The organism is Pseudomonas sp. PICF141 (assembly GCF_002286815.1).
GTDB lineage: Bacteria > Pseudomonadota > Gammaproteobacteria > Pseudomonadales > Pseudomonadaceae > Aquipseudomonas.
In genome coordinates, this window is the sequence record NZ_MUNM01000044.1 from 132,858 (window position 1) to 151,140 (window position 18,283).

General features: G+C 57.3%; 19 protein-coding genes. 6 read left to right on the plus strand and 13 right to left on the minus strand.

Translation table 11 applies throughout. From position 1 onward, the window contains the following. Positions 1-96 precede the first annotated feature (96 nt). Together BZL43_RS12190 and BZL43_RS12195 are read left to right on the plus strand one after the other, a co-directional pair. Positions 97-690: a phosphoheptose isomerase gene (locus tag BZL43_RS12190; protein WP_007904374.1), complete on the plus strand. Its 594-nt coding sequence runs from the start codon at positions 97-99 to the stop codon at positions 688-690. Then, the gene (locus BZL43_RS12195; protein WP_095632532.1) at positions 687-1,265 is read left to right on the plus strand and encodes a BON domain-containing protein; all 579 of its coding nucleotides are present in this window, start codon (positions 687-689) and stop codon (positions 1,263-1,265) included. Before BZL43_RS12190 ends, BZL43_RS12195 begins: the two co-directional genes overlap by 4 nt. A gap of 103 nt (positions 1,266-1,368) precedes the next feature. Here BZL43_RS12195 and BZL43_RS12200 read toward each other — a convergent pair whose 3' ends face one another. From BZL43_RS12200 to rplM, 7 genes are all read right to left on the minus strand, one after another. Further along, complete coding sequence (locus BZL43_RS12200) at positions 1,369-1,779, minus strand: ClpXP protease specificity-enhancing factor (RefSeq protein ID WP_095632533.1); 411 nt, start codon at positions 1,777-1,779, stop codon at positions 1,369-1,371. Positions 1,780-1,795: 16 nt separating this feature from the next. Further along, entirely contained in the window at positions 1,796-2,413 is a 618-nt protein-coding gene (locus BZL43_RS12205; RefSeq protein WP_095632534.1) for a glutathione S-transferase N-terminal domain-containing protein, read from the minus strand. Between the two features lie 150 nt (positions 2,414-2,563). Beyond that, on the minus strand, positions 2,564-3,346 hold the full coding sequence (locus BZL43_RS12210; RefSeq protein ID WP_095632535.1) for a cytochrome c1: 783 nt from the start codon (positions 3,344-3,346) through the stop codon (positions 2,564-2,566). After that, positions 3,346-4,557, minus strand: a complete 1,212-nt coding sequence (locus BZL43_RS12215) for a cytochrome bc complex cytochrome b subunit (RefSeq protein ID WP_007905302.1) — start codon at positions 4,555-4,557, stop codon at positions 3,346-3,348. Before BZL43_RS12215 ends, BZL43_RS12210 begins: the two co-directional genes overlap by 1 nt. Further along, positions 4,557-5,150 (minus strand): ubiquinol-cytochrome c reductase iron-sulfur subunit, encoded by a 594-nt coding sequence (gene petA / locus BZL43_RS12220; RefSeq protein WP_095632536.1) that lies wholly within the window; start codon positions 5,148-5,150, stop codon positions 4,557-4,559. Before petA ends, BZL43_RS12215 begins: the two co-directional genes overlap by 1 nt. A 267-nt stretch (positions 5,151-5,417) precedes the next feature. Then, on the minus strand, positions 5,418-5,810 hold the full coding sequence (gene rpsI, locus BZL43_RS12225) for a 30S ribosomal protein S9 (protein WP_002555064.1): 393 nt from the start codon (positions 5,808-5,810) through the stop codon (positions 5,418-5,420). Positions 5,811-5,824: 14 nt separating this feature from the next. Then, positions 5,825-6,253 (minus strand): 50S ribosomal protein L13, encoded by a 429-nt coding sequence (gene rplM / locus BZL43_RS12230; RefSeq protein WP_007905295.1) that lies wholly within the window; start codon positions 6,251-6,253, stop codon positions 5,825-5,827. 245 nt (positions 6,254-6,498) lie between these two features. On the opposite strand from rplM, the gene BZL43_RS12235 reads away from it, so the two are divergent. Continuing rightward, positions 6,499-7,539: an NADP(H)-dependent aldo-keto reductase gene (locus BZL43_RS12235; protein ID WP_095632537.1), complete on the plus strand. Its 1,041-nt coding sequence runs from the start codon at positions 6,499-6,501 to the stop codon at positions 7,537-7,539. A gap of 99 nt (positions 7,540-7,638) precedes the next feature. On the opposite strand, the gene BZL43_RS12240 is transcribed toward BZL43_RS12235, so the two are convergent. Next, positions 7,639-8,775 (minus strand): acyl-CoA dehydrogenase family protein, encoded by a 1,137-nt coding sequence (locus BZL43_RS12240; RefSeq protein WP_095632538.1) that lies wholly within the window; start codon positions 8,773-8,775, stop codon positions 7,639-7,641. Between the two features lie 244 nt (positions 8,776-9,019). Between BZL43_RS12240 and BZL43_RS12245 the strand changes: the two genes are divergently transcribed. Further along, positions 9,020-9,916, plus strand: coding sequence for a GlxA family transcriptional regulator (locus BZL43_RS12245; RefSeq protein WP_177409330.1), 897 nt, complete (start codon positions 9,020-9,022; stop codon positions 9,914-9,916). A 157-nt stretch (positions 9,917-10,073) separates the two neighbouring features. Here BZL43_RS12245 and zapE read toward each other — a convergent pair whose 3' ends face one another. From zapE to BZL43_RS12260, 3 genes are all read right to left on the minus strand, one after another. Further along, positions 10,074-11,168: a cell division protein ZapE gene (gene zapE / locus BZL43_RS12250; protein ID WP_095632540.1), complete on the minus strand. Its 1,095-nt coding sequence runs from the start codon at positions 11,166-11,168 to the stop codon at positions 10,074-10,076. Between the two features lie 90 nt (positions 11,169-11,258). Continuing rightward, positions 11,259-12,614 carry a tryptophan--tRNA ligase gene (locus tag BZL43_RS12255; protein WP_095632541.1) on the minus strand — a complete coding sequence of 452 codons (1,356 nt, stop codon included), beginning with the start codon at positions 12,612-12,614 and terminating at the stop codon, positions 11,259-11,261. 24 nt (positions 12,615-12,638) lie between these two features. Further along, on the minus strand, positions 12,639-13,268 hold the full coding sequence (locus BZL43_RS12260) for an alpha/beta hydrolase (RefSeq protein ID WP_095632542.1): 630 nt from the start codon (positions 13,266-13,268) through the stop codon (positions 12,639-12,641). Between the two features lie 144 nt (positions 13,269-13,412). Here BZL43_RS12260 and BZL43_RS12265 point away from each other — a divergent pair, with 144 nt between their 5' ends. Beyond that, positions 13,413-13,847, plus strand: a complete 435-nt coding sequence (locus BZL43_RS12265) for a YhcB family protein (protein ID WP_095632543.1) — start codon at positions 13,413-13,415, stop codon at positions 13,845-13,847. Positions 13,848-14,119: 272 nt separating this feature from the next. Here the strand turns inward: BZL43_RS12265 and BZL43_RS12270 are convergent, their stop codons facing one another. Continuing rightward, positions 14,120-14,842 carry an OmpA family protein gene (locus BZL43_RS12270; protein ID WP_095632544.1) on the minus strand — a complete coding sequence of 241 codons (723 nt, stop codon included), beginning with the start codon at positions 14,840-14,842 and terminating at the stop codon, positions 14,120-14,122. A gap of 118 nt (positions 14,843-14,960) precedes the next feature. Beyond that, a complete protein-coding gene (locus BZL43_RS12275; RefSeq protein ID WP_095632545.1) occupies positions 14,961-15,605 on the minus strand; it encodes an MBL fold metallo-hydrolase in 645 nt (214 codons plus the stop codon). A 216-nt stretch (positions 15,606-15,821) separates the two neighbouring features. Between BZL43_RS12275 and BZL43_RS12280 the strand changes: the two genes are divergently transcribed. After that, on the plus strand, positions 15,822-18,283 hold a 2,462-nt coding region (locus tag BZL43_RS12280), incomplete at its 3' end, for a M10 family metallopeptidase (RefSeq protein ID WP_143517851.1).

Genomic DNA, 18,283 nt, shown 5'->3' on the forward strand with positions numbered 1-18,283 from the left:
GTCCCGAACCGGACACCTTCACCCAACACTTTTGCTCTTTGCTTTGCGGGCTGCACATTCATGTGCCGAGTAGCCGCGCTAATTAAGGTCACACAGATGGACATGCAATCGCGAATTCGCCAGCTTTTTCAGGCCAGTATCGACACCAAGCAACAGGCGATGGACGTACTTGCACCGCACATCGAGCAAGCCAGCCAGGTCATGGTCAACGCCCTGCTCAACGAGGGCAAAATGCTGTCCTGCGGCAACGGCGGTTCCGCCGGTGACGCACAGCACTTCTCCTCCGAGCTGCTCAACCGCTTCGAACGCGAGCGCCCGAGCCTGCCTGCCATCGCACTGACAACCGACAGCTCGACGATCACCTCGATCGCCAACGATTACAGCTACAACGAAATTTTCTCCAAACAGATCCGCGCCCTCGGCCAGCCGGGTGATGTTTTGCTGGCGATTTCCACCAGCGGCAACTCGGCAAACATAATTCAAGCGATCCAGGCCGCACATGATCGCGAAATGATTGTCGTAGCATTGACCGGTCGTGATGGCGGCGGCATGGCGTCACTGCTATTGCCTGAGGACGTCGAGATTCGCGTGCCGGCCAACGTCACAGCACGTATTCAGGAAGTCCACCTGCTGGCGATCCATTGCCTTTGCGATCTGATCGACAGCCAACTGTTCGGGAGTGAAGAATGACCCCTAATCGCCTAGGCCTTCTGGCCTTGACCCTGTGCCTTGGCATCAGCGGCTGCACCTCGGTGGTTAACGCCAGCCGTGAAGCGCCGATCGATGATGACCGTGGCACCCGCACCTTCGGCAGCAAGATCGACGACTCTCTGATCGAAACCAAGGCTGGTGTCAATATTGCCAAGGCCGATCCGGACCTGGACAACAATTCGCACATCGTCGTCACCAGCTTCAACGGCGTGGTACTGCTCGCCGGGCAAACCCCTCGTGCCGACCTCAAGGCCAAGGCAGAACAGGTTGCCGCCTCCGTTCAGCGTGTAAAGAAGGTGCACAACGAACTGCAAGTATTGCAACCGTCCTCATTGCTGGCGCGTCAGAACGACACTTGGCTGACCACCAAGATCAAGACCCAAATGCTCGCCGACGCCTCCATCCCGGGCTCGCGCATCAAGGTTGTGACCGAAAACGGCATCGTCTACTTGCTGGGTCTGCTGACCAAGCAGGAAGCGGCTCAGGCGACCAATTTGGTACAAGGCGTTTCCGGGGTGCAGAAAATCGTGAAGTTGTTCGAGTACATCGACTGACCCCTTGTTGGAGCACGATGGTGTCCTTGATGTCGCCATCGTCCCCACGCGTTTGACGTGGTGAAGTAATAAAAAAGGCGATCCATTCGGATCGCCTTTTTTATTACTTCACCACTTTCAAACTGGGTCGACCGCTGGGACGCGGCGGCTCACTGTCGGGTGGCGGAACATCATCATCCGGCTCGATCTCTTCCTCGTCTTCCAGAGGCTCCATATCGAATACCATGCCCTGACCGTTCTCCCGGGCGTAAATGCCCAGGATCGATGCGATAGGCACATACAGGGTGTGCGGCACGCCACCGAAGCGCCCCTCGAAACTGACGGCCTCGTTATCCATGTGCAGATGCCGCACGGCTGCCGGGGAAACGTTCAGGACAATCTGTCCGTCACTGGCGAAACCCTGAGGCACCTGCACCGATGGATACTCGGAATTGACCAGCATGTGCGGGGTGCAATCGTTGTCCACAATCCACTCGTAGAGCGCGCGGACCAGATAAGGTCGACTGGAGTTCATAGCGGCTCCTTAAGCCTTAGCGCATATCGCGTTCGATACCAGACAGACTCGCCTGGAAAGCCTCACGCGCAAACGAGCGCTCCATATAATCAAGCAGCGGCTTGGCAGGCCGCGGCAGTTCAATACCCAGAATCGGCAATCGCCAGAGTATTGGCAATAGGCAGCAATCCACCAGACTTTGTTCCTCACTGAGGAAAAACGGCTTGTCGGCAAACAATGGCGACACGCCTGTCAGGCTTTCGCGCAGCTCTTTACGCGCCACGACTCGGGCTGCTTCCTTGGTCCGCGAATCCAGAATCAGATCCACCAGGCCACACCAGTCACGCTGAATACGATGAATCAGCAGACGACTGTTGGCACGCGCCACGGGATAAACCGGCAGTAGCGGCGGGTGCGGGTAACGCTCATCCAGATACTCCATCACCACGGTTGACTCCCACAACGCCAGGTCACGATCGACCAGGGTGGGCAGGCTTGCGTAAGGGTTCACTTCAATCAGTTTAGGCGGCTGGCGACCAGCCTCCACGTAAATGATTTCGGCGCTGACACCCTTCTCTGCAAGTACGATGCGCACTCGGTGGGAATAGTGGTCGGCGGGGTCGGAGTAACAGGCCAACCGATTGGTCACGCCCATGGCGATCCTCCTCGCTTGTTGAAATTATCGGAAACGGAAAAACACACGCGCCCAGAGGGCGTCTCCCGTAACGCCTGGATCACCAGACTCGTTACACCTTCAGAGACGCCCCTGGGCGCGCGCGATTAACAGCAATGGCTTACAGCTTTATCAATGGACGTCTTTCCAGTATTCACGCTTGAGCAAGTAAGCGAATACGAAGAAGAACGCCAGGTACAGCAACACATAGGTACCGATGCGCTGATGCTGCAGCTTCACCGGGTTGGCCGAGTAGGCCAGGAAGGTCACCAGATTCTTGACCTTCTCATCGAACTGCTCTTCGCTCAGCGTGCCGGTTTTCGGCAATACAGTCAGTTGATCGCAGGCTTCATGGGTCAAAGCGGTGCCGGTCAGTGGATCGTATTGCTTCTTGCCGTCATCGACGACTTGAACCTGTTTGCAGCCTACCACCTGACGACCCTGCAGGCCGACAAGAACGTTAGGCATGCCGACGTTCGGGAACACTTTGTTGTTCACCCCCCATGGACGCGACGGGTCTTCATAGAACGAACGCAGATAGCCGTAGAGCCAGTCGGTGCCACGAACACGAGCCACCAGGGTCAGGTCGGGCGGCGCGGCACCGAACCAGGTCTTGGCATCGGCCGGCTGCATGCCGATGTTCATGTGATCGCCAATCTTGGCGCCGGTGAACACCAGCTTCTCAAGCATCAAATCGTGAGGAATGCCCAGGTCATCGGCGACACGCTCGTAGCGCTGGAACTTCGCGCTGTGGCAGCCCATGCAATAGTTGGCGAACGTACGCGCGCCGTCCTGCATGGCCGCCTTGTCGGAAACGTCGATGTCGACCTTCTCAAGCTCCGGGCCACTGGATGTCGATGCGAAAGACAGTACGGGCATCGCCGCAAGAATCATTACAGCAAATAGCTTTTTCATCAGCCAGTCACCCTTTCCGGAACCGGTTTGGTCTTCTCGAGCCTGGTGTAGAACGGCATCAGAATGAAGTAGGCGAAGTACAGGAAGGTACATACCTGCGACAGCAATGTACGGCCTGGCGTTGGCGCCAGAACACCCAACACGCCCAGGATCACGAACGAGATGCAGAACACCCAGAGCCAGATCTTGCTCAGCCAGCCTTTGTAGCGCATCGACTTGACCGGGCTGCGATCCAGCCATGGCAGGACGAACAGCACAGCGATGGCCGCGCCCATGGCGATTACGCCCAGGAGCTTGTCCGGAACCGCCCGCAGAATCGCGTAGAACGGGGTGAAGTACCAGACCGGAGCGATGTGCTCAGGAGTCTTGAAGGCGTTCGCCACTTCAAAGTTCGGTTTCTCGAGGAAATAGCCGCCCATTTCCGGGAAGAAGAATACGATCGAGCAGAAGATGAACAGGAACACCACCACGCCGACGATATCTTTCACGGTGTAGTACGGGTGGAAAGCAATGCCGTCCAGCGGTACGCCGTTTTCGTCTTTGTACTTCTTGATGTCGACGCCATCCGGGTTGTTCGAACCCACTTCGTGCAGCGCCAGAATGTGCACCACCACCAGACCGAGAATCACGATCGGCAGGGCAACCACATGCAAGGCGAAGAAGCGGTTCAGTGTAATACCGGAAATCAGGTAGTCGCCACGAATCCATTGGGTCAGGTCGTTACCGATGACCGGGATCGCACCGAACAGCGAGATGATCACCTGGGCGCCCCAGTAGGACATCTGGCCCCACGGCAGCAGATAACCCATGAAGGCCTCAGCCATCAACGCCAGGTAGATCAGCATGCCGAACACCCACACCAGCTCGCGCGGCTTCTGGTACGAACCGTAAAGCAGGCCACGGAACATATGCAGGTAAACGACGATGAAGAACATCGAAGCCCCGACTGCGTGCAACATGCGCAGGATCGACCCGTGCTCGACGTCGCGCATGATGTATTCGACGGAAGCAAACGCCTCTTCCGCCGACGGGGTGTAGCTCATGGTCAGCCAGACACCGGTAACGATCTGGTTGACCAGAACGAGCAGTGCCAGGGAGCCAAAGAAATAGAAGAAGTTGAAGTTCTTCGGGGCGTAGTACTTGCTGAGATGGTCTTCCCACATTTTGGTTGCGGGGAAGCGCGCATCAACCCAATCCATGAACTTGCTCATCACGCTTTCTCCGTATCGACGCCAATGACAATGATGTCATCGGACTCATAGGAATGCGGGGGAACTGGCAGGTTCAAAGGCGCAGGTTGCGACTTGTAGACGCGGCCAGCCAAATCGTAGTGAGAACCGTGGCAAGGGCAGAAATACCCCCCGACCCAATCCTTGCCCAGATCTGCAGGCGCCACTTCCGGACGGAAAGTCGGTGAGCAACCCAGGTGTGTGCAGATACCGATCAGCAGCAGAACTTCTGGCTTGATCGAACGCGTCACCGGGTCGACATAGGTCGGTTGCGTCGAGTTCTTGGAGGTCGGGTCAGACAGCTGGCCCTCGATCTTTTTCAGATTCCCCAGGATTTCCTCGGTACGGCGGACAATGAACACCGGCTGGCCGCGCCACTCAGCAATCATTTGCTGACCTGGCTCGATCTTGCTGACATTCACTTTCACCGGTGCACCTGCGGCTTTCGCCTTGGCACTGGGAAACCATGACCCCACGAACGGGACCGCAGCCCCCACCGCTCCTGCAGCACCCACCACGGATGTGGCTGCTACCAAGAAGCGACGCCGGCCTGCATTCACGCCGTCATTGCTCATTCAGTCCTCTCCCATCAGCTTTGTGGCCTGTTAAATCAGGCGTCTACTAAGTAAAAATCTGAACTTATAAAAATTTTGCCGAATGGTAATGAAAAGCCCCAATCCTGACAAGGTAATTACCGAGGGGCTTCACTGCCAAGCCTTGCAGTATAGGGCCTCTGCGGATGTGGCAAGTTGTCACAGCGCAATTCCTCGATAAATCGCGCCCATAAAAAAACGCCCAGCTTCGCGAGGAAACTGGGCGTTCTTCTTGAACGTGAAAGCGAATTAACGCTTCGAGTACTGCGGACGCTTACGCGCTTTACGCAGACCAACTTTCTTACGTTCAACTTCACGAGCATCGCGAGTAACGAAGCCAGCTTTGCGCAGAGCGCCACGCAGGGTTTCGTCGTACTGCATCAGTGCGCGAGTGATACCGTGGCGGATTGCGCCAGCCTGACCACTTACACCACCACCGATCACGGTGACGTAGATGTCGAACTTCTCGACAGTCTCAGTCAATTCCAGCGGCTGACGAACTACCATGCGGGCAGTTTCGCGGCCGAAGAAATTATCCAGCGAACGGTTGTTGATGGAGATGTTACCAGTACCCGGACGCAGGAAAACGCGTGCGGTTGCGGTCTTGCGACGGCCAGTGCCGTAATTTTGAGTCGCCGACATAATGAACTATTCCGTTAAAACTTCAGTTCTTGGGGCTGCTGAGCAGTATGAGGGTGTACAGCGCCCGCATAGACTTTCAGCTTACGATACATGTCGCGACCCAGCGGGTTCTTAGGCAGCATGCCTTTGACCGCGGTCTCGATCACGCGCTCAGGGGCTTTAGCGATCAGCTTTTCGAAGTTGATCGACTTGATGCCGCCCGGGAAACCGGAGTGGGAGTAGTAGATTTTGTCGGTGGTTTTAGCACCGGTTACACGAATCTGCTCGGCGTTGATAACGACGATGTAATCGCCGGTGTCAACGTGAGGAGTGTACTCAGCTTTATGCTTGCCACGCAGACGGCTCGCGATTTCGGTGGCCAGACGACCCAGGGTCTGACCTGCAGCGTCGACGACAAACCAGTCGCGCTGTACTGTTTCCGGTTTAGCAGTAAAAGTTTTCATTCTTTATAGCCTCAGGGGCCGCCCTGTAAATTAGACGGCGGATCTTACTGAATAGTGCGTACTTTGACAAGTCAAAGGCAGCCGGATACAGACGCTTTCGGGGGCTCGGGTCGGCGCGTCCGTTCAACGGCAAGATTCTTCGGCGGCGGCGCATCACTTCCACTGCAGAAAGAGGTGCGCAATTATGCAGATTGCGAAAAATATTTCAACCTGCTTTTATGATTGTTTTGCCCAAGGAGCGCCCGATGGACTATCGCCAGCTAGGCCGAACCGATCTGAACGTGAGTGCAATCTGCCTTGGCACCATGACTTGGGGTGAGCAAAACAGCGAGACTGAAGCCTTCGCCCAGATCGAACGGGCCAAGAGCGCGGGGATCAATTTCATCGACACCGCCGAGATGTATCCGGTGCCACCCAAGGCCGAAACCTACGCCACCACCGAGCGCTACATCGGTAATTACTTCAAAAGTCGCGGCGATCGCGCCGACTGGATCCTGGCGAGCAAGATCGCCGGCCCCGGCAACACCATCGACTACATCCGCGACAAAAACCTCAAGCACAATCGCGAGAACATCGTCCAGGCCGTGGATGCAAGCCTCAAGCGCTTGCAGACCGACTACATCGACCTCTATCAACTGCACTGGCCGGAACGCAGTACCAATTTCTTCGGACAACTGGGCTACAAGCACACGAGTGAAGTCAACCTCACGCCATTGGAAGACACCCTCCAAGCATTGGACGAACAGGTCAAGGCCGGCAAGATCCGCCACATCGGCCTGTCCAACGAAACACCATGGGGCACCATGCGCTTCCTCGCCATCGCCGAAGCCCGGGGCTGGCCGCGCGCGGTGTCGATCCAGAATCCTTACAACCTGCTCAATCGCAGTTTCGAAGTCGGCCTGGCGGAAATCGCCATCCGCGAACAGTGCGGCCTGCTCGCCTACTCGCCACTGGCGTTCGGTTTCCTGTCGGGCAAGTACGAAGGTGGTGCACGTCCGCCCAAAGGTCGCCTGAGTCTTTACAGCCGCTTCAGCCGCTACTTCAATCCTCAGTCAGAAGCAGCGTGCAGCCGTTATGTGGCACTGGCGCGTGAACACGGTCTGGATCCGGCGCAGATGGCCCTGGCCTTCGTCACCCAGCAACCGTTCGTCACCAGCAACATCATTGGTGCCACCACGCTTGAGCAACTGGACAGCAACATTGCCAGCGTCGAGCTGAAACTTTCCGACGAAGTGTTGGCGGGGATCGAGGCGATTCACCAGGACCATCCGAATCCTGCTCCTTGATCGATTCGTAAGCCCAATCGCGGGCAAGCCACGCTCCCATAGAAAATCACCGTATCCTGGGGGAGCGCGGTTTGCCGCGATGGCATCCGGCAACGCCAATCAAAGCGACCGCGCAATAATCTCCTTCATGATCTCATTGGTCCCGGCATAGATCCGCTGCACCCGCGCATCCGCCCACGCCCGGGCGATCGGGTATTCCCACATGAACCCGTAACCGCCATGCAACTGCACACACTCGTCGAGCACCTTGCATTGAAGATCGGTGCCCCAGTACTTGGCCATAGCCGCTGTCGGCACGTCGAGCTTGCCTTGCAGATGCAGTTCCAGGCAGCGATCGACGAAAACCCGGCCGATCTGGATTTCGGTCGCCATTTCAGCGAGTTTGAAACGAGTGTTCTGGAAGTCGGCGATGGCCTTGCCGAAAGCCTTGCGCTCACGGGTGTAATCCAGCGTCCATTGCAACGCCGCTTCAGCTGACGCCAAACCACCCACCGCCACCGTCAGACGTTCCTGCGGCAGTTCCTGCATCAAGTAAGCGAAGCCCATCCCGGCTTGGCCCAGCAGGTTCTCCTTCGGCACCCGAACGTCCTGGAAGAACAGCTCCGAGGTGTCCTGAGCCTTCATGCCGACCTTTTCCAGACGTTTACCCTTGGCGAAGCCCGGCGTGTTGGCCTCCACCAGAAACAGACTGGTACCCTTCGCCCCCGCCTTCGGATCGGTCTTGGCCACGACAATCACCAAATCAGCCAGAAAGCCATTGGTGATGAAGGTCTTCGAACCGTTGATCACGTATTCGTCGCCATCCAGCACCGCGGTGGTTTTCACCCCTTGCAGGTCGGAACCGGCACCCGGCTCGGTCATGGCAATCGCGGTGACCATTTCGCCAGACACCAGTTTGGGCAGGTATTTGCGTTTCAGCGCTTCACTGCCGTAATGCAGGATGTAAGGCGCAACGATGTCCGAATGAAGTGAAAAACCAATCCCGGTCAGCCCCAGGCGACCGACCTCTTCGATCACCACCGCGCTGTAGAGAAAGTCTGCCCCCAGCCCGCCGTATTCCTCCGGCAGATGCGAACAAAGCATCCCCGCCTCCCCTGCCTTGTTCCAGAGTTGGCGGTCGATATAGCCTTGTTTTTCCCATTGCCCGTGGAACGGCAGGGCCTCTTTTTCAAGGAACGTTCGCACGCTGTCGCGAAAAAGTTCGTGCTCGGAGCTGAACAAGGTTCTGGGAATCATGCGGCACCTGTCGTTATTGTTAGGCGGAATTGACCTTTAGAGACTAAGCCTCGCTTCAGATACAGGACACTGGACACATCCGACAAAAAATAAGACGATCCAGCCGTCTGGTGACCACTTTCCCCTATAAGAATAAAGTTGAATTATGTCTAACCAAGTCTCCACGCCCTTGCGGCGCGTCAGCATCCTGGCTATCGACCGGGTTTTCGCTTCCACCCTCATGCAAGCCAAGGATTTCTTCCATCTGGCCAGCCTGCGCTACGGCAAACAACTGGGCCACGGCCTGACACCGGCGTTTGAAACCCGGCTGGTCAGCCCCGACGGCAAACCGGTAAATAGCTTCAGCGATGTGATCATGCCGGTGGACGGTGGCCTGGAGAATGCCGACGTCATTATCCTTCCCGCCTTCTGGGACGACTTCGACACGCTCTGCAAACGTTATCCACAGGTCCTGCCATGGCTGCGTCAGCAGCATGCACGCGGCGCCGTGTTGTGTGGTGAAGCCACCGGCGTGTTCTGGCTGGCTGAGGCCGGCTTGCTCGATGGCAAGGAAGCGACGACCTACTGGCGTTTCTTCAATGCCTTTGCCGAACGCTTCCCGCAGATTCAGCTCAATCAGGACAAACACCTAACCGACGCCGACAACCTGTATTGCGCCGGCGGTACCACTTCGGCCTGTGATCTCTACATTTATTTGATCGAGCGTTTTTGCGGCGCCAACGTGGCCCAGGCCGTGGCCCGCGACATTCTTTATGAAGTGCAGCGCAGCTATGCGCCGGGGCGGATCGGTTTCGGCGGGCAGAAACTGCACCAGGACGTGATCATCCTGCAGATCCAGCATTGGCTCGAAGAACATTTCGCCGACAAGTTCCGCTTCGAAGACGTGGCCCGCGAACACGGCATGAGCATCCGCAACTTCATGCGCCGCTTCCAGACCGCCACCGGCGACAAACCGCTGCATTACCTGCAACGACTGCGCATCGAAACCGCCAAGGGCTTGTTGTCCGGCAGCCGCAAGAGCATCAAGACCATCAGTTATGAGGTCGGCTATGACGATGCGAGCTTCTTCGCCCGGCTGTTCCGCCAGCACACCGAGTTGTCGCCGAACCAGTATCGGCAGCAGTTTCAGCAAGCGGCGTAGCCCTGGAGAACAAGCGGGCTTGCCCGCGATAGCGGCGGCACATTCAACATTATTGTGGCTGATGCACCGCCATCGCGGGCAAGCCCGCTCCCACAGGTTCTGCGATAAACGAAAAAGGGCCTGCATATGCAGGCCCTTTTTTATGTTTTCGAATTGTCTACGGCTTATGCGCCCGGGACAGGAATTCATGTGACTGCATTTCCAGCAAACGGCTAAGCGTGCGCTGGAACTCGAAGTTCAGGCGACCGCCGGTGTAGAGGTCTTTGAGCTCGACTTCGGCGGAAATGATCAGCTTCACGTTACGATCGTAAAACTCATCGACCATGTTGATGAAGCGTCGGGCGATGTCGTCGGTGGTGACGCTCATCTGTTCGACATTGCTGAGCAACACGGCGTGGAAGATTTTACCCAGTTCGATGTAATCGTTCTGGCTGCGCGGGCCGTCGCAGAGTTCGCGGAAGTCGAACCAGGCCACGTCATCGCAGGTACGCACGGCGCGGATTTCACGGTTCTCGATCACCAGCACGTCGTTCTCGATGGCTGCCGTGCATTCCGGCGTCAAGGCACGGAAGCTCTTGCGCAGGCTTTCCTGGGCGGCCTCGTCCAGCGGGAAGTGGAACAGTTCCGCTTGCTCAAGGTGACGCAGACGGTAATCGACGCCGCTGTCGACGTTGACGATCTCGGTGTTCTGCTTGATCAGCGCAATGGCCGGCAGGAAGCGCGCACGTTGCAGGCCGTCCTTGTACAGGCCGTCGGGCACGATGTTCGAGGTCGCGACCAGGGTCACGCCGTTCTTGAACAGCTCTTCCATCAATGTGCCAAGGATCATTGCATCGGTGATGTCAGAAACGAAAAACTCATCGAAACAGATCACTCGCGACTCGTTGGAGAAGCGCTTGGCGATGATGGTCAGCGGGTTTTTCTCGCCACCCAGAGTCTTCATCTCTTCATGCACGCGCTTCATGAAGCGGTGGAAGTGAGTACGGGTCTTTTCCTTGAATGGCAGCGCTTCGAAGAAAGTATCGACCAGATAAGTCTTGCCGCGACCAACGCCGCCCCAGAAATACAGGCCTTTGACCGGCCCCTGGTCTTTCTTGCCAAACAGTTTACCGAGCATGCCCGGTTTGTTCTGCGAGGCCGCGACCAGATCGTCGTACAGGCGCTGCAAATGGCGCACGGCAGTTTCCTGCGCGGCGTCATGGAAGAATTCCGGGCGTTTCAGATCAGCTTGATATCGTTCTAGGGGCGTCATAATTCGTTAGCAAGGCAACAAAAACGGGCCGTCACTGTAGCGACGGCCCGTGGGAATGGCAATCGGCCCTTGGTCGGACCGAGCCGTTGATTATTCCTGAACCGGTGTCAGGGCAACGCGCAAAGCACCGATGGCAGCATCACGAGCAGCGCTGTTGGCAAAGGCCGGGCTGTCGGCAACGCGCTCGCCTTCCAGCCAGACACTGAAGCTCAGGTCTTCACTGCGCACATCCAAGGCTTGACCGGATTGCAGTTGCTTGGTCACTTGCCCTGCGGTTTTACCATCGGCGAAGTTGCGCGACAGCAACAACTGCTCGCCATCGGCCGCCAGCAAACGGAAGCGGAAACTGCCGTCGTCTTCACGGAAGCTGACGAAGCGCGCGGCTTTTGCGGCTTTCTTCTTCGTGGTCGCTGCGACTTGGGTCTGAGCGACGAAAGAACGCAGGCCGACCGCCTCGCGCAATTCGTGGAGGAACGGCGTCGCCACCGAGCGGGCCTTTTTGGCGCCAAGCTGCAGCATGTCTTCCAGATCCGCCGGGCGTTCGATCAGTTGATGATAACGCTCGCGGGATTCACCCAATTCGCTGTCGAGCAACTGGAACAGACGATTTTTCGCCTCGCCCCAACCCAGGCCCTGGAGCAATTCGCTGCGGAATTCGTCGGATTGTGCCGGCGTAGCGAAGGCCTGGAACAAGGTGAACAGGTGCGAATTGTCCGGATCCTTGGCTTCGCCCGGGGCACGGGAGTCGGTGACGATCCGCGAAATCGCGTCTTTCATCTCTTTGGCGCTGCTGAACAACGGAATGGTGTTGTCGTAGCTCTTCGACATCTTGCGACCGTCGAGGCCCGGCAAGGTCGCGACGCTTTCCTCGATCAGCGCTTCGGGCATGGTGAAGAATTCTTTACCTTGGCCGAACAAGTGATTGAAGCGCTGGCCGATGTCCCGAGCCATTTCCACGTGCTGGATCTGGTCACGACCGACCGGCACCTTGTGGGCGTTGAACATCAGAATGTCTGCTGCCATCAACACCGGGTAGCTGTACAAGCCCATGGTGATGCCGGCGTCCGGGTCTTCGCCGGTTTCGATGTTCTTGTCCACCGAGGCCTTGTAGGCGTGCGCACGGTTGAGCAGGCCCTTGGCGGCCACGCAGGTCAGCAACCAGGTCAGCTCAGGGATTTCCGGGATGTCGGACTGGCGATAGAAGGTCACACGGTCCACGTCCAGGCCACCGGCCAGCCAGGTCGCGGCAATTTCCAGACGCGAGCGCTGGATGCGCAGCGGGTCATCGCATTTGATCAGGGCGTGGTAGTCGGCCAGGAAGTAGAACGAATCGGCATTGCTGTCATGGCTGGCGATGATCGCCGGACGGATAGCGCCGGCGTAGTTGCCCAGGTGCGGCGTGCCGGTGGTGGTGATGCCGGTGAGGATACGGGTACGAGTCGTCATGGGTAGTCGCTTGTCAGACTGCAATCAATTCGAAAGACGCGGCAGGATCAGATCCTTGAGATCGGTCAGCTTGCCATGAAAAAAGTGTCCGCATTCTGCCACTTTCAGCAGCTCATGGGGGCGCTGGAGTGCGTCGGACCAGTCGTAAACGAGCTGCGGGTCGATGACTTCGTCGGTTTCCGGCTGGATCAGGGTCAATGTACCTTGTTGCGGCAGTTGATCCTGATCGCCCAAGCGCATGACGGCGGGCGCCACCATGAACAAATGCTCGAGCTGCTCGCCGTTGGCTTCCAGACGTCCGCCGAGACTTGCTGCAACAAATCCGCCAAAGGAAAAACCGAACAGGGTCAAAGGTATTCCAGGATGCCTGGCCCGCAGCCACTGGGCCGCCGCCTGGGCATCGTCGACTTCACCCGTGCCCATGTCGTGCGAGCCTTCACTGGCGCCGACGCCACGGTAGTTGAAACGCAAAGTAATCAAGCCGGCGTCGCGCGCGGTGCGCTGCAAGGTCGAGACGACTTTGTTGAGCATGGTGCCGCCCTGCACCGGGTTCGGATGACAGATCAGCGCCAGGCCGCGCGGCTGTTCAATATCCAGGTAAAGGGCTTCCAGTTGGCCGACCGGGCCATCAATCATTACGGGGGTTTCGCGCATAAGCAAGGAAGGAACTCCGTGACCTCGAATCGGGTCGACTCGTCTAGCCAATTGTCTGTGCCAATCTATTGCGAGTGAATCGCGGTATACAGCGCAGGTTCGAGCCGTTAACGTAAAGCAAAGCCGTTTATAGAGGAAGGACTCGTGGAACACTCGCTCTTAGTTTGGTTGTTACCGACTCTTGCCCTGGTTGTGGGTGTCGCCATTGGATTTCTGATCGCTCGCCTGGTGCCGAATGCCGCGCCTAACCGCACGCAACGTCAGCTGGATGATATTCAGGAACGTTTTGACAATTATCAAAACGAAGTGATCACCCACTTCAACAGCACTGCAACACTGGTCAAGAAACTGACTCAGAGCTATCAGGAAGTGCAAGATCACCTCGCCGAGGGCGCCAATCGTCTGGCCCTGGACGAGCAGACTCGCCAACGCTTGCTGGCTGCCCTGCACGCCGACGCGGCGCAGGCTCCACGGGAACGCCTGACGCCACCGCGCGATCAGGAACCGCCTCGCGACTACGCCCCCAAAGCCCCGAACGCGCCGGGCATGCTCGATGAGCATTACGGCCTGAAGAAGTAATCAGGTTTCGCGTGACATGAAAAAGCCCTCGGATGAATGATCGTCCGGGGGCTTTTTTGTTGCTGATCCGATATCTCTGGTGCCTGTCAGGGCCTCTTCGCGGGCAAGCCCGCTCCCACAGTGTTCTTCGTCGATCACAAGATAGGGGTCAAACACAAATCCTGTGGGAGCGGGCTTGCCCGCGAAGAGGCCTGAGCAGGTGACACAGAAAAGCCCGCCCGATCTGCTGAAGATCGGGCGGGCTTTTTACGCCTGGGGTTCAATCAGACGCTTTAAGGATACTGCTGCACTTGACCCTGCTGCTGATATTCCTGACCCGGAATCGGCTTCAGGTTGACCTCGACACGACGGTTCTGCGCCCGGCCATTGACGTCACTGTTGCTGGCTATCGGGTTATCCGGCCCGGCACCGCGTGCTGTCAGGTTGGCGCCGCTGACACCTTGGGAAGTCAGGTAAGTCGCCACACTCTGGGCACGACGCTGGGACAGGTCCATGTTGTGCTGACGGCTGCCGGTGCTGTCGGTGTAGCCGACGATCTCGATCTGGTTCTGGTTGAACTCCTTGAGCGAACTCGCCAGGTTGTTCAACGGCTGATAGAAGCCCGACGCGATGTTCGCCGAATCGGTGGCGAAGGTGATGTTGCCCGGCATGATCAGCTTGATCTGATCGCCCTGACGCTGCACTTCAACCCCAGTGTTGGCCATGCTGGCCCGCAATTTTTTCTCCTGCTGGTCGGCGTAGTAACCGTAACCGGCGGCGGAAGCACCCACCACGGCAGCGCCAATCAGCGCGCCTTTGCCACGGTTATCGTGATTGATGGCAGCACCGGCCAGAGCACCGGCCAAGGCGCCGAGGCCACCGTATTTGGCGGTTTTGCTCATGCCCGTAGAGCTGCCATCAGCTGGACCCTGGTTGTCATAAGGGGTCTGCGATGCGCAACCGGACAACAAAGCCACAGCAGTAGCGACAATAATCAAACGACGCGAGGTGAACATGGAGAGCTCCTACTTTTTTTTGCATTCTGGGGTGCAGCGGACTTAAGCAATGAACCTTTGCGGGCGTTGGATCATGGCCAACGCCAAAAATTCCGTCGTGCCTTTCATAACTGCACATTCAGGCTCGTACAAAGGGGTTACCGCGCATTTCATCACCCAGGCGAGTATCCGGACCATGACCGGTCACCACTGTCGCCTCTTCGTCGAGGGTATACAACCGTTGTTTGATCGAGCGCACAAGAGTCGCCTGATCGCCGCCCCATAAATCCGTGCGCCCTACCCCGCGCTTGAACAGCGTATCACCGGCAATCAGCAGCTTGGCCTCGGAAAACCAAAAGCTCATGGAGCCGGGTGTGTGACCCGGCGTGTGCAACGCCACACCGCACCCGCAAGCCAGCTCTTCATCATCGGCCAACCAACGATCCGGCGAGGGCACGGGGGTATAAGGCACCCCGAACATCTGGCATTGCATCTCCAGGTTGTCCCAGAGGAATTGATCTTCTTTATGCAAGTGCAGGGTTGCGCCGGTTTTCTCCTTGAGTTGCCCCGAAGCCAGGAAGTGATCCAGATGCGCGTGGGTGTGAATGATGCTGACCACTTTCAGGCCCAAGGCATCGAGACGCGCGAGGATCAGTTCGTGGTTGCCGCCCGGATCGACGACGATGGCCTTTTTGGTGATCGGGTCGCCGATGATTGTGCAGTTGCACTGGAGGGGGCCGACGGGGAAGGTTTCGCGGATGAGCGCTGGGGTCGGAACGTTCATGGAAGGTCCTGATTAATCAATTTCGTACAGGATACCAGCGCGCATTCCTCAAGACTTAGTGGCGCACGCCGACACAGGTTTTGCTGGACAGTTTTTTGACGCCATCAATTAAAAAAATAATGGCCATGTGATATCAATTGACGCTGGCTCTGGTGCAAAATCGCTTTTTGTAGCGGCCACATACAGGACGGTCGCGGCTCTCTCAGGATATTTAGAATGTCGTCTCCGCTTGGTTACGTTTTAACAAAATCATCTGTTCTGACCGGTAATCAACAAGTCGACAGCCTGATCTACGGCACCTCTTGGCTGAGCCCTGACTTTGGCGGCGACCTTTCCGCGACACGGCTGACTTATAGTTTCGTCAACAGCCAGTCGTATTTCGCTATCAAATACAGCGACCAAAATGAATTCCTGGATAGTTTCGCCCTGACATCGGCTCAACAAAATGCCGTGACGAATGCGCTTGGCGCCTGGAGCGCCGTGGCCAACATCAAATTCACTCTGGTGAGTGACAACATCAATACCGTGGGTGATTTGCGATTCGGCGGCTATTGGGGCATGGATGATGGCGTTGCTGCCTGGGCCTATTTCCCCGATCGGACACCGCTGGCCGGGGATGTCTGGATCGGAACAGCGACGAGCAACGCTGCCCCCGTCAAAGGCACTTATGACTTCATGACGTTCGTGCATGAGATCGGTCATGCCCTGGGCCTCAAGCATCCATTCGAGTCGAGCAAATCCAACGGTACGCTGATCTCATCACTGCTCGATGATTCGCATTACACGATCATGAGCTACAACAATGCGTACTCCTACCAGCCGACGACGCCGATGCTGCTGGATATTCTCGCTATCCAGAAGATTTACGGCGCCAATATGCTTTGGCAAACCGGTAACAACGTCTATCGCTGGGCAGCGGATCAATCAGTGTTCGAAACCATCTGGGATGCCGGCGGCAACGATACGATCGATGCCAGTAATCAACTGGCGTCCGTCAGACTGAACCTGAATGAGGGCGAGTTCAGCAACATCGGCAAGGCATTCGTCGACATTGCGAATCTGGAACTGATCAATGACGGGCTGGCGATTGCCTTTGGTGCCAAGATCGAAAATGCCACCGGTTCAGCCTTTGACGATGAACTGATCGGTAATGCGCTGGGTAACGTTCTCGATGGCGGTGCCGGCCAAGACATCATGATTGGTGGTGCAGGCAACGACATTTACGTTGTGGATAACGTGGGTGACCTGGTGATGGAAACCAGCACCTTGCTGACCGAGATCGACACGGTCATGTCGTCTATCAGCTACTCCCTGGGCAATAACCTGGAGAACCTGAGCCTCACTGGCGGCGACCACCTCGACGCCACCGGCAACGCGCTGGGCAATCGCTTGATCGGCAACAGCGGCGATAACATTCTTGACGGCGGAATTGGTGCCGATGTGATGATCGGCGGCAGCGGCAATGACACCTACATTGTTGATAACCTCAAGGACCTGGTTACCGAGAACAGCATCCTCACCTCCGAAATCGACACCGTACGCGCCTCGGTCAGTTGGACCCTCGGTACCAACCTGGAAAACCTCACCTTGACCGGCGGTGACAATACCAACGGTGTCGGCAATGCCCTGAACAACGTACTGACCGGCAACGTCGGCAACAATATCCTCAACGGCTTGGCTGGCCTGGACACGTTGAGCGGCGGCGCCGGCGACGACATTTACGTCCTTGACCAGGCCGGTGAGCTGGCACTGCTGCAGGATGGCGTTGATCAGGGCAATGATCTGCTGTACATCAACTACGCATCGACCCTGGCCGCCAACACTGTCGATCTCAGTCAAAGCAACTTGCAAAACGTCGAGGATGTCATCGTCACCGGGCTCGGTGAATTCACCGTAGTCGGCAACGACCTGAACAACATCCTGATCGGCAACAATTATAACAACACCCTGCTGGGCGGGGCCGGCAACGACTGGCTGGATGGCTGGGCCGGCTCTGACAAGCTCATTGGCGGCAGCGGCGATGACACCTACGCCATTTACAACAATGGAGTGCATGTCACCGAACTGGCCGACGAAGGCCACGACCTGATCAGGACGGCGGTGAGCTACTACTTGGAAGACAACGTCGAGGATGGCTTGCTGCTCGGTTCTGCAGCGCTGAGCCTCACCGGTAATGAACTGGACAACAGCCTCACCGGCAACGCCGCCGCCAATGTACTCGATGGCTGGGACGGAGCCGACACCCTCGAAGGCGGTGCCGGCAACGACACCTACGTCGTCGACAATGTCGGCGATACGGTAATCGAACGAGGCACTTCGCTGGCCGAGATCGACACGGTGCTGTCGTCGATCAGCTACACCCTGGGCAGCAACCTCGAGAACTTGACCCTTATCGACTTCGACGACGTAAATGCTACCGGTAATGCGCTGAATAACCGCCTCGTAGGTAACCGCGGCGACAACATCCTCGACGGAGGCCTTGGCGCCGACGTGATGACTGACGCCAGCGGCAGCGACACCTACATTGTCGACAACGTCAAGGACATGGTCGTCGAGACAGGTATCTGGACGTGGGATACCGACACCGTGCGTTCCTCGGTCAGCTGGACCCTGGGCGCCAACCTGGAAAACCTCACCCTCACCGGCAGCAACAACCTCAACGGCGTCGGCAACACCCA

Bases quoted from the DNA above. Each gene is read 5' to 3' on its own strand.
- BZL43_RS12195 (WP_095632532.1), top strand. From the start codon at position 687: ATGACCCCTAATCGCCTAGGCCTTCTGGCCTTGACCCTGTGCCTTGGC.
- BZL43_RS12240 (WP_095632538.1), bottom strand. From the start codon at position 8,775: ATGATTCCCAGAACCTTGTTCAGCTCCGAGCACGAACTTTTTCGCGAC.
- BZL43_RS12235 (WP_095632537.1), top strand. From the start codon at position 6,499: ATGGACTATCGCCAGCTAGGCCGAACCGATCTGAACGTGAGTGCAATC.
- petA (WP_095632536.1), bottom strand. From the start codon at position 5,150: ATGAGCAATGACGGCGTGAATGCAGGCCGGCGTCGCTTCTTGGTAGCA.
- BZL43_RS12275 (WP_095632545.1), bottom strand. From the start codon at position 15,605: ATGAACGTTCCGACCCCAGCGCTCATCCGCGAAACCTTCCCCGTCGGC.
- BZL43_RS12255 (WP_095632541.1), bottom strand. From the start codon at position 12,614: ATGACGACTCGTACCCGTATCCTCACCGGCATCACCACCACCGGCACG.
- rplM (WP_007905295.1), bottom strand. From the start codon at position 6,253: ATGAAAACTTTTACTGCTAAACCGGAAACAGTACAGCGCGACTGGTTT.
- zapE (WP_095632540.1), bottom strand. From the start codon at position 11,168: ATGACGCCCCTAGAACGATATCAAGCTGATCTGAAACGCCCGGAATTC.
- BZL43_RS12260 (WP_095632542.1), bottom strand. From the start codon at position 13,268: ATGCGCGAAACCCCCGTAATGATTGATGGCCCGGTCGGCCAACTGGAA.
- rpsI (WP_002555064.1), bottom strand. From the start codon at position 5,810: ATGTCGGCGACTCAAAATTACGGCACTGGCCGTCGCAAGACCGCAACC.
- BZL43_RS12210 (WP_095632535.1), bottom strand. From the start codon at position 3,346: ATGAAAAAGCTATTTGCTGTAATGATTCTTGCGGCGATGCCCGTACTG.
- BZL43_RS12270 (WP_095632544.1), bottom strand. From the start codon at position 14,842: ATGTTCACCTCGCGTCGTTTGATTATTGTCGCTACTGCTGTGGCTTTG.
- BZL43_RS12200 (WP_095632533.1), bottom strand. From the start codon at position 1,779: ATGAACTCCAGTCGACCTTATCTGGTCCGCGCGCTCTACGAGTGGATT.
- BZL43_RS12205 (WP_095632534.1), bottom strand. From the start codon at position 2,413: ATGGGCGTGACCAATCGGTTGGCCTGTTACTCCGACCCCGCCGACCAC.
- BZL43_RS12215 (WP_007905302.1), bottom strand. From the start codon at position 4,557: ATGAGCAAGTTCATGGATTGGGTTGATGCGCGCTTCCCCGCAACCAAA.
- BZL43_RS12190 (WP_007904374.1), top strand. From the start codon at position 97: ATGGACATGCAATCGCGAATTCGCCAGCTTTTTCAGGCCAGTATCGAC.